Origin of the sequence: Paraburkholderia sp. GAS206C, assembly GCF_050435645.1 — a bacterium.
GTDB classification, from domain to species: domain Bacteria; phylum Pseudomonadota; class Gammaproteobacteria; order Burkholderiales; family Burkholderiaceae; genus Paraburkholderia; species Paraburkholderia phenazinium_B.
The window spans coordinates 149,186-161,635 of sequence record NZ_JBNDKR010000008.1; the positions used below are offsets into that span (position 1 = coordinate 149,186).

At 63.2% G+C, this 12,450-nt stretch carries 10 protein-coding genes; 4 read left to right on the forward strand and 6 right to left on the reverse strand.

Features of this window, described 5'->3' with window-relative positions:
* Positions 1–103: 103 nt before the first annotated feature.
* Both P3T20_RS22840 and P3T20_RS22845 read right to left on the reverse strand, forming a co-directional pair.
* The gene (locus P3T20_RS22840; RefSeq protein WP_429287910.1) at positions 104–3,298 is read right to left on the reverse strand and encodes a diguanylate cyclase domain-containing protein; all 3,195 of its coding nucleotides are present in this window, start codon (positions 3,296–3,298) and stop codon (positions 104–106) included.
* A 76-nt stretch (positions 3,299–3,374) separates the two neighbouring features.
* Positions 3,375–5,543 carry an EAL domain-containing protein gene (locus P3T20_RS22845; RefSeq protein ID WP_429288121.1) on the reverse strand — a complete coding sequence of 723 codons (2,169 nt, stop codon included), beginning with the start codon at positions 5,541–5,543 and terminating at the stop codon, positions 3,375–3,377.
* Between the two features lie 339 nt (positions 5,544–5,882).
* Here P3T20_RS22845 and cobU point away from each other — a divergent pair, with 339 nt between their 5' ends.
* From cobU to P3T20_RS22860, 3 genes are read left to right on the forward strand one after another with little or no spacing between them, the layout of a single operon-like run.
* Positions 5,883–6,431 carry a bifunctional adenosylcobinamide kinase/adenosylcobinamide-phosphate guanylyltransferase gene (gene cobU, locus P3T20_RS22850; RefSeq protein WP_429287911.1) on the forward strand — a complete coding sequence of 183 codons (549 nt, stop codon included), beginning with the start codon at positions 5,883–5,885 and terminating at the stop codon, positions 6,429–6,431.
* Between the two features lie 2 nt (positions 6,432–6,433).
* Complete coding sequence (cbiB, locus tag P3T20_RS22855; RefSeq protein ID WP_429287912.1) at positions 6,434–7,369, forward strand: adenosylcobinamide-phosphate synthase CbiB; 936 nt, start codon at positions 6,434–6,436, stop codon at positions 7,367–7,369.
* On the forward strand, positions 7,362–8,285 hold the full coding sequence (locus tag P3T20_RS22860) for a cobalamin-binding protein (protein WP_429287913.1): 924 nt from the start codon (positions 7,362–7,364) through the stop codon (positions 8,283–8,285). Before cbiB ends, P3T20_RS22860 begins: the two co-directional genes overlap by 8 nt.
* Positions 8,286–8,342: 57 nt before the next feature.
* On the opposite strand, the gene cobC is transcribed toward P3T20_RS22860, so the two are convergent.
* The 3 genes from cobC to cobT are packed head-to-tail and all read right to left on the reverse strand — an operon-like array spanning position 8,343 to position 10,765.
* On the reverse strand, positions 8,343–8,933 hold the full coding sequence (cobC, locus tag P3T20_RS22865; protein ID WP_074267815.1) for an alpha-ribazole phosphatase: 591 nt from the start codon (positions 8,931–8,933) through the stop codon (positions 8,343–8,345).
* Complete coding sequence (locus tag P3T20_RS22870) at positions 8,918–9,688, reverse strand: adenosylcobinamide-GDP ribazoletransferase (RefSeq protein WP_074267814.1); 771 nt, start codon at positions 9,686–9,688, stop codon at positions 8,918–8,920. The genes cobC and P3T20_RS22870 overlap by 16 nt, the downstream gene beginning before the upstream one ends.
* Positions 9,689–9,712: 24 nt before the next feature.
* Entirely contained in the window at positions 9,713–10,765 is a 1,053-nt protein-coding gene (gene cobT, locus P3T20_RS22875; protein WP_429287914.1) for a nicotinate-nucleotide--dimethylbenzimidazole phosphoribosyltransferase, read from the reverse strand.
* Between the two features lie 256 nt (positions 10,766–11,021).
* Here cobT and bluB point away from each other — a divergent pair, with 256 nt between their 5' ends.
* Positions 11,022–11,756, forward strand: coding sequence for a 5,6-dimethylbenzimidazole synthase (gene bluB, locus P3T20_RS22880; protein ID WP_074267812.1), 735 nt, complete (start codon positions 11,022–11,024; stop codon positions 11,754–11,756).
* Here bluB and cobM read toward each other — a convergent pair.
* Positions 11,684–12,427 (reverse strand): precorrin-4 C(11)-methyltransferase, encoded by a 744-nt coding sequence (gene cobM, locus P3T20_RS22885; RefSeq protein ID WP_429287915.1) that lies wholly within the window; start codon positions 12,425–12,427, stop codon positions 11,684–11,686. The genes bluB and cobM overlap by 73 nt on opposite strands.
* Positions 12,428–12,450: the final 23 nt, after the last annotated feature.

Genomic DNA, 12,450 nt, shown 5'->3' on the forward strand with positions numbered 1-12,450 from the left:
TTCTTCAGTTTTCCCGATGGGAGACGTTCGAGGGCAAGAGCTATGTGAGTCTTATGTCGGCGCCCGCATAGCCGGAGCCACGGCGTTCAGGATTCCGTGCAAATCAACAATCATGTGGGCGATCCACTTCGACGGCCGCACCAGCCCAGCGCCAGGAACCGCGGCCAGCCTCTTTTGCCGCGTAGAGCGCGACGTCCGCAGACTTGTACAGCGACTCGGCATCTCCTGCGTCCTGCGGGCACCGTGCTACACCGACGCTTGCCCTGACCTCTAGCGACAGGCTGCGATACGGAATTGGGCGGGTGAACGTGGCAATGATTCGTTCGCACACTGCGGCTACGTCTTCGCGCGCCCCAGGTTGTCTGAGCAGCACCGCGAACTCGTCGCCGCCAAGACGGGCGACGAGATCGACCTCGCGCGTCGCCAGACGCAGGCGCGAGCCGACCGTCTTTAGTACCACGTCGCCGGTGTCATGACCATAAAGGTCGTTGATCGGCTTGAATCGGTCGAGGTCGACCAGCACGAGTGCGAATTCGGCGCCCCGGCGCGCTTGCCCCACCAGCACCTGCAGATCGTCGTTGAAATGCCGCCGGTTCGCGAGACCTGTCAAACCATCGAAGTAGGCCAACTGCTCGAGCCGCTGTTCGCTAGCCTGCAATTCCGCCGTGCGGCGCACAAGCTCGTCGGATCGCTGCTGGAGTTCCCGCGTCCGCTGTACGACCAGCGCCTCCAGCGACATTGCGCGGCGACGCAGTAGCCGTGTGCGCAGTTGGGTCAGCATACCGAAGAGCACCAGCAGCAACGCGGCCATGACCATCCGGAAGTAAATCGTCTCATACCACGCCGGCACCACGCGGATCGGCAAGCTCGCCGACGCGGTCCACTCGCCCGGACGGTTCGATGCCCGCACCTGCAGCGTGTAGTTGCCAGGCGGCACGTTCGTGTAGTGGGCGATGCGCAGATGGGCGGGTGAGTCAGTCCACGCGTCCTCCAGGCCGGCCAGGCGGTAGGCGTAGCGCGTGCGGTCGGGAGACGAGTAGTCGAGCAGGGCAAAAGTAATCTGTATCGCGCGTTTCGGAGGGTCGAGCGTAATTCCGGACGGCGGTATCGGCCGCTCTTCCTGATCCGTAAGTACGATGGGAGCCCGGAAGCGCGAGGGCTTGAATTCCCCGGGATGCACAACCGTCAACCCACTGCCGCCAAACAGCAGGTCGCCTTCCGGTGTCGCATCCGCCGAGGAGGTCCAGTACGGGAATAGCCCCACCCCGTCGGCCTGCTGCAGCAGCGTTGTGGCCAGCGTGTCGGCGTCGATTCGCAGGATGCCGTTATCGGTGCTCACCCATGCGTTACCTTGCGCATCGAGCAGCAGGGCGTTCGCGGCGTTGTTCTGCAGACTCTGCTCGTTCCCGATGCGGTGCACTCGCATGACCGCTCCCTGCGCGCCCGGCTCGACCATGCCCACCCCACCGCCGTAGAACGCGACCCATACCCGGCCACGTCTGTCCTGGACTACAGAGGTAACCCGGCTGCCGGGCAAGCCGGCCCGCTCCGGTCCATCCGGCCACACCCGTTCGAGGCGGCCGGTGGTCGGCCAGTATCGCACTAGCCCGGTCGATGTACCCACCCAAAGTGATCCGTCTTCGAGGCCGTTAAGGGTCATGATGTCCGCGCCTTGCAGAGCGGCTGGGATGATTTGCACCGCGGTGGCTTGTGCGGACAGGTCGACGTAGCTCAGTCCGTTTGTCCCGCCGACCCAGAGCCGGCCGCCGACCACGCGCAATGCCCTGGCCAACGCGGTCAGCGGGCGGCCAGGGACCTCCATCCGCTCGGCACTGCGGCCGCCGTCACGCGTCTGATACACCCCCTTTCCAGTACCGATGTAGACCCTGCCGTCCGGCCCTCCTGTCAACGAGAACACAGCGGCCTTGGGAAGCGCGCTGCGCGGCGCGCCATCCTGGGCCGCCAGCAGGCGGCCGCGCCCGGAATCTGGCGGAACGATCTCGACTCCGCCGGTATCGCCACCAAGCCAGACGCAGCCGTCGGGCCGCACAAGCACCGCGGTAACCCCTGTTCGCGTGCCGCCAAGCAGATGACTGCCGTACCAGGTGGATATCGCGCGCTGCGTCGGATTGATCGAATCGAACAGATTGGGTCCGCCCGCCCAGACAAGACCACTGCGTTCGCGCAGCAGTGTCGGCACATCGTCCTTGCCCAGGCTGCCGAGCAACCCCGGGTCATGGCGCAGACGCCGCGTCGTCCAGGTCCGGGTATCGACCAGCACGATGCCGTGAGACCACGTGCCGAGCCACACCTGAGCGTCGCCAGCATCGATGATCGAAGAGACCCAGTCTGTCTCGACGCCCTTTCCGTCGCTGCGCTCGCTGTCACGCACCTGTTGGACCGTCGCACTGCCGGGTTCAATGACGAAAGCGCCGCTCGCCTGCGTGCCGACCCAGATACGTCCCGCCGCATCCTCGGACAGTGCCCACACCTCGATGGCGCTCTGAGCAATGCCTGTCGTCACCGGGTGAAAAATCCGGGTGCCGGTGCGTAGCACGTAGATTCCGTCAACCGTGCCGACCCAGAGATTGCCATGGCGGTCAACGAGGAGCGCGTTGACGCGGTGAGCCGGCAGGCCAGGCGCGCTCGCGCCGTCGGTGTGACGCTGCACCTTACCGGTGGCGAAGTCCAGCCGGTCCAGCCCCGCGGCCGTGCCTACCCACAGGCCGTGCGTGCCGTCCGCCGCGAGCGCGAATACGTTTGCACTGCTCAGGCCAGCAGGGCCCGCGCCCAGTGTCCGGAAGCGGCCAGTTGCCTTGTCGAGCCGCGTCAACCCGCCGCCGTCCGTGGCCGCCCAGAGGCGATCTTCGCGGTCCTCGTACAGTGCGGTGACCCAGGATGATGGCAAGCCATCGGACACACCAGGGCTCGCGACATAGGTATGAAAGCGGTAGCCGTCCCAACTGGCCAGACCGGTTTGCGATCCGACCCAGATCAACCCTTCTCGATCCTGCAGCATGACTGTCGGCACAATGTCGCCGGGTACCTCGATATGGCGAAAGATCGGCGTCGCGCCGTCGTACCAGGTGTCAGCTGCATCGGCGGACGGCATGGCCACGACCATCACCAGAGGGACGAGAAGGCAACGCAGGACCCGCGGCCAATAGCGTTTCCATTTCGAAATGGAACTCTGGTCCGTGGCAGGTCGTTCGCCGCGAGATCCGGGCGCGCCGCATTCGCGCCCCGATATATCGAAACGGATATCGGCGACCAGCGCGACCACTTCAGGTTTCCTCATAAAAATTACACAATGGTTTTTTTGAATTAATCAGGAAGGCGTATGAATATTTTCCTGTGGAATCGGATTGATTGTCTTACGCGGCAAACAAACGTTCCCGGTTGGCGCCGAGCACAAAGTCACGGCAGACATTTGCAGCAAGAGGACGGCTGAAGAAGTAACCCTGAAATCGACCGCAGCCCAGGGCCGAGAGACGCCTGAGTTGCGATTCGTTCTCGACACCTTCGACTACCAGCGAGAGACCGAGCGTCCGGCTAAGATCGGCGATGCTTCTGACTATGTGTTCGTTTACGCTGCCGGGATACACATCCGCCAGAGAGCGATCTATCTTCACCGTGTCCAGCGGCAGCATGCGCAGATAGTGCAGCGATGTATGCCCCATGCCGAAGTCGTCCAGTGCAACCTTGACCCCCGCTTCGCGAAGCCGTTTCAGGTTTTCGATCGCAGTGAAGTCCGGGAGCAGCATCGTGGACTCGGTGATCTCGAGCTCAAGCACGGAAGGTGACAAGTGCTCCAGATTCAGGATATCGATCACCTTCCGATGGAAGTTCCGATCCAGCAACTGCCGGGGAGACAGATTAACGGCGATGACGAAGTCGTCCGGCAGCACATCGCGCCATGCGCCTCTTTGGCGACATGCGAGCGACAAAATACGGAGGCCGAGACGATCGATCAGATCGACATCCTCCGCGACCGTGACGGCAATCGGCGGGGCGATGCGCCCCAGAAAAGGATGCTCCCAGCGCAGCAATGCTTCGGCACCGAACACACGCCCGGTTTCAAAGTCCACCTGGGGCTGGAATTCGATAAAGATCTGCATGTCCTTCTTGAGTGCATCGTCGAGATCGCTCGCAAGTGCCGCCACCATTCTGCCCTCGTCGCCCGGCAGGTCGAGACAACGTTTTGCCTTCACATTCATTTCAGGTGATTCGGCGATGTGAAGAAGTGACGTGAGCACGTCCTGGCCTCTCCTCGCCGCGAGATGGTCAGCTATACGGACAAAGGGGACGTAGATTGCCGTCCCGGCCGCGAGCGACAACAATTGGACCAACGTACCGGAAAGCGAGCCTGTGACCGCATAGCCGCTGTAAAGCGCCGGCGTCGTCCACGCGATGCTGTAGCCAGTCTTCGGCAGCAGGTGGGCGACAATGGCCGCATAGGCGATAAGAATCTGTACGATCGGGACCAGTACGAATGGAATCGCATAAACGGGATTGAGAACCAGCGGCAGTCCGAAGAGCAAGGGTTCGTTGACGTTGAACAGCGCCGGCAAGATCATGAAGAGCGCCAGCTTCCGTCCGCGGACCGTGCGGCTCGCGAGAAGCAGCCCGAGGATAAGGCTGAGCGTCCCGCCGGAGCCTCCCATCCGTGCAAATACCGAGAAGAATTCGTGGGTGAATACGAACTGTGGATGACCACCGCTTGCAAGCGCAGTCACATTTGCAATCGAAGCCGGCGTCAGCACGTTTTGCTGGACGGTGTTTAACGCGTTGGGACCATGAATGCCAAGAAGCCATAGCACCTGTGAGACTGTCTCGTAGCCGACGCCGAACAGCAGGCTGTTGGAGAATGTCGAAAACGATGCAGCAGGCAACGCACTTAGTTGTCCAACGAAACTCGACCAGCCCGCCCCGATCAGGCTCGCTTTGAGAATAGCGCACAACAGGATCGCTACCATACCGGCCGGCATTACCGAGAACACATCGCCGACGAGCGGATCGCTACTGAGATGATTCGGAGGGATGCGCAGAAAGCGGATGTCGCAGAGTTTCAGGAAGAAACTGCCGCCCAGCGAAGCGACCAGGATAGCCCCGAAGAGTCCCTGGTCAAGAGAGAGGGCGGCCATCAGGGTCGTGTTGCCGTATGGTGCGATCAGTGTAAAGAAGCAGGACACCACGACGATCGCGGCGACCGTGGGATTGACAAGGCGATGACCGATTCGCTGGTTATGAAGGTTCGTCAGGGCGTCTGTAAAACCATACAGCGTGACGAGGGAGCCAATCCCGAAAGTACCCGCGAGCAGGCTGTCGCAGAAGGAGTTCAGATGCGGGCCGAACGCCTCCACCAGGAATCGGCGCATGCCGCTGGTTGACGGGAAACGCAGAAGCAGCGCTAGCGCTCCGACCATCACTAACGGCAGGGGAAGTGCGAGCCCACGGCGAAGAGCGACGAAATACGGTCTGCGGTCGATCCGCTCAATGATGTTCAAAAAATCAAGATCGCGGCCTGGCGCTTTCCTAATCATCGGGTTCGACCTGATTCGAGGTTGCATCGGCTATTCCCGGGACGATCGAAGCGCTACCTTCCTGGGGCATGACTAACGTATACGGCCGCATCAGAATGCAACTGAAGCATTTGATGGGTAGGGATTGACTGAAATTTTCGTAGGAAAACGACTGGCAATAGCACGTTGGCGTTTCGTCAGGCGTCCATGGCTTACGGCAGACTGCACTGTCTGTTCTGTCCGTTGGCCCGACGAAAGGTGGCCCGCCCGTCTCGCCAAGATAACGATCGTCATCGCAATAGCAGACCAGGCCGGTTGTTCAAAGTGACCTTTGTCCCGTCGAAACGCTACAATCGGGCAATGATTCCTCACGATCTAACATTCGTTCTCGGCGGCGCCCGCTCGGGCAAGAGCGTGCACGCCGAGCAACTCGCAATCAACAGCTTGCGGCCCGTCACGTACATCGCAACCGCGCAGCGCGTAGGCGACGAGGAATTCGCCGCCCGCATCGCCCATCATCGCGCGCGGCGTCCGGCGCACTGGCAGTTGCTCGAGGCCTCGGTAGACCTCGCCGGCGCCGTCGCGCAAACCGATGCGCCCGGCCACTGCATCCTGATCGACTGCCTGACCCTGTGGCTCGTCAATCTGCTGTGCCCGCCGGATGGCACCGAACCCCGCGACGATTACCTCGCACGTATCGCCGCGTTCGAGGCCGTGCTCGGCTCGGCCAAAGGCACGATCATCGTCGTCAGCAACGAGATCGGCCTGGGCGTCGTGCCGCTCGGCGCGGCGACGCGTCTCTACGTCGATGAACTCGGACGTCTCAACCAGCGCGTCGCTGCCTTGAGCACCCAGGTCACGATGATGGTCGCGGGCCTGCCGCTCGCACTCAAGACCGCGGCCCGCTAACGATGCTGTCGCTCCCCCTGACCGCCACGCTGGCCACCGCCGGCGTCTGCGTAGATCGCTGGCTCGGCGAACCCGGCACCGCGCATCCGCTGGTAGGCTTTGGCAAGCTCGCCATGCGTATCGAAGCGCGCCTGAACACCGGGCGGCACGGGCGGCTCTTCGGCATTCTCGGCTGGACGCTTGCAGTGCTGCCTCCGGTGCTGATCGCCGTATGGCTGGTCACCGTGCTGCCGTTCATGCTGACTTGCGCGGTGCACGTCCTGCTGCTGTGGTTCGCGCTCGGCGCCCGAAGCCTCAACGATCACATTGCTCCGATCGCCCGCGCGCTCGCTCAGCACGACCTAGTCGAAGCGCGACGACTGACCGCGCGCATCGTCTCACGCGAAACCGCGCATGCGGACGAGTCGGCACTTGCGCGTGCCGCCGTCGAATCAGCCCTCGAAAACGGCAACGACGCAATCTTCGGCGCACTGTTCTGGTTCGCCGTCGGCGGCGGTCCGGGCGCGCTCGCATTTCGCCTGGCCAATACGCTCGACGCCATGTGGGGTTACCGCACGCCGCGTTATCTGCGTTTCGGCTGGGCCGCCGCGCGCATCGACGACGTGCTGAACTGGATTCCTGCGCGCCTGACTGCCGCAAGCTATGCGCTGCTCGGCGACACGCGCACCGCGTGGCGCTGCTGGCGCGAGCAGGCGCCGCGCTGGGACAGTCCCAATGCGGGACCGGTCATGGCGTCGGGGGCAGGCAGCCTCAACGTGCTGCTCGGCGGAGCCGCCGTGTATCACGGCACCATCGAAGCACGCCCGACGCTCGGCGCGGGGCAAGCCGCCGGCACTGCGCATATCGGCGCTGCGCTGCGACTGGTCGAACGCACGGTGATACTGTGGCTCGCGCTGCTGATCGTACTCGCCTTGATGAGCGTGCCGTTTCATGGCTAATTCACGCTCTGCCTCGCTTGCCTGCGCAGTTCTTGTCGCCTGCGCTTTCGCATCACGCGCGCACGCAACCGTCAGCGCAACCGACGACACCGGCGCCACCGTCTCGCTCCCCGCCCCTGCCCAACGCGTGATCAGCCTCGCGCCGCATGTGACCGAACTGATTTACGCAGCGGGCGGCGGTTCGAAACTGGTGGGCACGGTGTCGTACAGCGACTACCCGCCCGCAGCGCAAACGGTTCCGCGTGTCGGCGACAACAAGGCGCTCGACCTCGAACGCATCGTCGCGCTGAAACCCGATCTGATCGTCGTCTGGCGGCACGGCAACGCGCAGGCTCAGCTCGAGCGCCTGCGCGAACTACATATACCGCTCTTCTTCAGCGAACCGCATCAACTCGATGACGTCGCGGTGACCCTCACCCGGCTCGGCAGCTTGCTGGGCACATCGGGCACTGCAGATGCAGCAGCAAGCGCGTACCGCGCGCACATCGAACGCCTACGCGCCCGCTATGCGAACCGTCCGCCCGTCAGCGTGTTCTATGAGGTCTGGGATCAACCGCTAATGACGCTCAACGGTACGCATATGATCAGCGACGTGATTACGCTATGCGGTGGCCGCAATGTGTTTGCGCAACTCGCGCCGCTGGTGCCGACGGTATCGACCGAGGCGGTGATCGCGGCCAGCCCGGAAGCGATTGTGACTGCCTCGGCAGGCGCAACGAAGCCTGACGCCCCGTTGGCAAAACTGGACTCATGGCACACCTGGCCGAGCCTCACAGCGGTGGCGCGCAACAACCTGTTCGCGATCGACGGCGATCTGATCGATCGTCCTGCGCCTCGCATTGCACAAGGCGCCGAGCAGCTTTGCGAGGATCTGGAGGTAGCGCGCTCACGCAGGCCAGCAGCGGGCAAACAGTGAGATGGGTGCGGCGCAATAGCCTCAGGAGCGGCCCGACAAGGCGACAACGCTAACCACTCAAGCATTCCACCGCACCAGCGACCAAAGCAGCCGCTCGTCGTCACGCCGCAGCCAGACTACCCCGGACGTAGCGAGTGACCATTGAGTGGAACGCTCCACCGGCACACCGAGCACCAGCGAGGCGATCGCCCGTATCACGCCGGCATGCGTGACGACATAGGCCGGCGAACATTCGCGGGTCTGTCCGAACGCATCGAGCCACGCCTGCACCCGCGCGACAAACTGCGCGACGCTCTCGCCCCCGTGAGCACGGGCGTGCTCGAAGTTAGCCGCCCAGTCATCGAGCGCTGCCCTGTCGATTGCATCCCAGCGTTGTTGCTCCCACGCACCGAAATTCATTTCCTTCAGGCGTTCGTCGACACTGTGCGCGCAACCGAAATCCCCCGCCAACGCTGCGGCAACCGACGCACACCGTAGCAGCGGACTGGACAGCAGTACCCGCGGCGGGGGCACCTGCAAGGTGGCAAGATGCACCGCCAGCGCAGCGGCAGATGCCGTCGGATCGTCGGCAAGCGCGACGTCGCTATGGCCGTAACACACGCCTGCATCGACGGCGACGGCCGGGTGACGAATCAGGACGATATCCATGCCGATGTCCAGGCGATTGCCGCCAGATAGATAGCCAGTTCGAAAATCTGCTGCGCAAAGCCGAGGCAATCCCCGGTATAGCCGCCAATGCGTCTGACGAAATAACGACCCATGGCCACACGCAGCACCGCCAGCATCACAAGCGCCATACAACCGAAGCGCCAATCCGGCCAGAACAGCGCCGGCAAGCCAAACAGCGCCGCTACGGCGAGCGCTACGCCGCTCAAGCGCTGCGCAACCGGCTTCGCCTTGCCTTCCGCGCGCACGTAATCGAGTGTCGCCAGATAGCTGATCGCACAGGTACGGCTCGCGGCGTGCGCTGCAACCATCAGACCTGCGACACGCAGCGGCGGCACCGCCGCGAGCGTTTGCCACTTCAAGGCGAGTGCAATCATCAGCGCAATCGCGCCGAACGCGCCTATCCTCGAATCATGCATGATGCGCAGCACATCCTCTCGAGTATAGCCGCCGCCGAACGCATCGCAGCAGTCCGCCAAGCCGTCCTCGTGGAAAGCGCCTGTGACGAGCAAGGTCGATGCCATCGACAGCAGCACGGCCACACCGGGCGGAAACACATGCAACGCCACTAGATAGACAAGCGCACCGAGCCCGCCCACCAGCACGCCAACAAGCGGGAAATAACGCGCAGCTGCATTTAGATAGTGCGGCTCATAGCCGACCCAGCGCGGCACCGGCACGCGCGTGAAGTAGCCTAGCGCCGTAAAGAAGTAGCGCAACTCCATGAGCGGCTTCATCAGCGTGCGGAGCCGGCTAACCACTCAGGCATCGCGGTCCGCGACACCGGCCGACTCGAAACTCGCCATTTCATTGAGAAACGCCACTGCGGCGCGCAGCAAGGGCACGGCGAGTGCCGCGCCGGTGCCTTCGCCGAGCCGCATGTCCAGCGCAAGCAACGGGATGCCGCCAAAGTGGTCGAGCATGCGCCGATGCCCGGCTTCGTTCGAAGCATGCGCAAACACGCAGTAGTCGCGTACGTTGGGCTCCAACGCGTCGGCCACCAGCAGCGCGGAGGTCGCGATGAAGCCGTCGACGAGAATCGTCATACGCGCTTCGGCCGCGGCGAGACAGGCGCCGGCCATCATCGCGATTTCGAAGCCGCCGAAGGTTGCAAGCACAACCAGCGGATCTTCACTCGGCGCATGATGCGCCAGCGCCGAGGTCAGCACATTGCGCTTTTTCGCGAGGCCCGCGTTGTCGAGCCCGGTACCGCGACCGACGCACTCGTCGATCGGCACGCCGCACAGGCGGCTCATCAGACAGGCTGCCGCCGAGGTATTGGCAATCCCCATCTCGCCGAAACCGATCACGTTGGTGCCGAGCGACGCGTGGTGACGGACGCGTTCTGCTCCGGCACGCATCGCTGCGAGCGCCTGATCGCGCGTCATCGCAGGTTCATGGGCGAAGTTGCGCGTGCCCGCGCCAACCGGAATATCGACAAGACCCTCGGTAGTCGGCAACGGCGTCGCGACACCTGCATTGACCACTTCGAGCGCAATGCCGGCCACGCGGCTGAGCGCGTTAATCGCAGCGCCGCCTGCCAGGAAGTTCGCCACCATCTGCGCGGTCACGGCTTGCGGATAAGGGCTCACCCCTTCCTGTGCGATGCCATGGTCGCCGGCAAACACGATCATGGCCGGGCGCTGTACCGTGGGATGCGTCGTTTTCTGGATCAGGCCCATCTGCCGAGCCAGCGTTTCGAGCCGCCCCAGGCTGCCGGGCGGCTTGGTCTTCGTGTCGATCAGGTGTTGCAGCGTGCCGAGCAGCGTCTGGTCGAGCGGTTCGACCACAGGTAAGGCGAGTGACGACATCATAGACGTTCGTAATAGATAAGGTTCTGTTCGTTATTTCTTTTTCTTTCTTCTAGCGGACGCACTGAGACAGAAATTCATCGCTTCAGTGACTGTGGACGTTCTGCTGCCCCCGGGGCCGACGAGACAGTTGATTCCCGCGGAAAGATTACCACGCCAGGTGTTTGATACCCCGGAAGTTTGTGGTTTCGACGATGCCTGGAGGGTCACCATGCCCAACCGGGCGCTAAAATGGCGTATTGCTCCAGGCGCCCAGGTTATGCATCAGTCCCCTCCTCCACCCCCCTCGGAAAACGTGCAGCGTGATGGCCACGCATTCAGCGACGCCGAGCGTGCCGCCGTCTATCGGGCAATCTACGAGCGACGTGACATGCGCCACTTCGTGTCCACGCCTGTCGACCCGGAGGTGCTGCAACGCCTGATCGAAGCGGCCCACCACGCGCCGAGCGTCGGCTATATGCAGCCTTGGCGCATCATCCGCATTAGCGATACCGGGCTACGATCCGAACTGCACGCAATTGTCGAACATGAGCGCCTGCGCACCGCCGACGCGCTCGACCAGCGCCGCGACGAATTCATGCAACTCAAGGTGGAGGGCATGCGCGAATGCGGCGAACTGCTGGTCGTCGCCCTGATGGATGGCCGGGAAAAGCATGTGTTCGGGCGTCGCACGCTGCCCGAAATGGACCTCGCCTCGGTGGCCTGTGCGATTCAGAACATGTGGCTGGCCGCACGCGCCGAAGGATTGGGCATGGGATGGGTCTCGCTGTTCGACACGGACGAAGTGCGCCGCGTACTCGGCATTCCGGCGGGCGCGAAGCCGGTCGCGATACTTTGCCTGGGCCACGTGCGGCAGTTCTATGCCGAACCCATGCTGGAAACTGAACGCTGGGCCCAACGGAAACCTCTCGCCGAGTGCGTCTACGAAAACGGTTGGCCGGAGGCCGCGCCATACAGCGTCGAGTCCAGAAAATCCTGCGATTCGAGCACCTGACCCACGAGAATCAGGGCCGTGCGCGACGCATCGGTAGGTTGCACCTTGCCCACTATGTCGCCCAACGTTCCGCGAATGATTTCCTGATCTGGCCAGCTCGCCCTGTACACCACGGCGATCGCACCGGCCGGACCGTAGAACGGCAGCAGTTCCTCAACGATACGCGCGAGATGCCGAACTCCAAGATGAATCGCGAGCGTCGCGCGGTGCCGTGCCAGATCGGCAAGCTGTTCGCCATCGGGCATTGCGGTCCTGCTGGCGTAGCGCGTCAGGATCAGCGTCTGCGAAACGCCGGGCAGCGTCAGTTCACAACCGAGCGCTGCGCTGCAGGCTGCCGTCGCCGTGACACCGGGGACGATTTCATAGGGAATATCGAGTGCGCGGAGCCGGCGGATCTGCTCGCCAATCGCACCGTACAAGGACGGATCGCCGGAATGCACACGTGCAACGTCGAGCCCGCGGCGATGTGCCCGCTCGAGCAAAGCCACGATGGCATCAAGGTCGAGCTCGGCGGTATTCACGACCTGCCCGGCGCGATGGCCTGCGATAACCGCCTCGGGCACCAGTGATCCCGCATAGAGAATCACCGGGCAAGTGCGCACCAGACGCTGCCCCTTGACCGTGATGAGTTCAGGGTCGCCGGGACCCGCACCGATAAAAAACACCGTCATAAACCGCTCCAAAAATTTCCTTG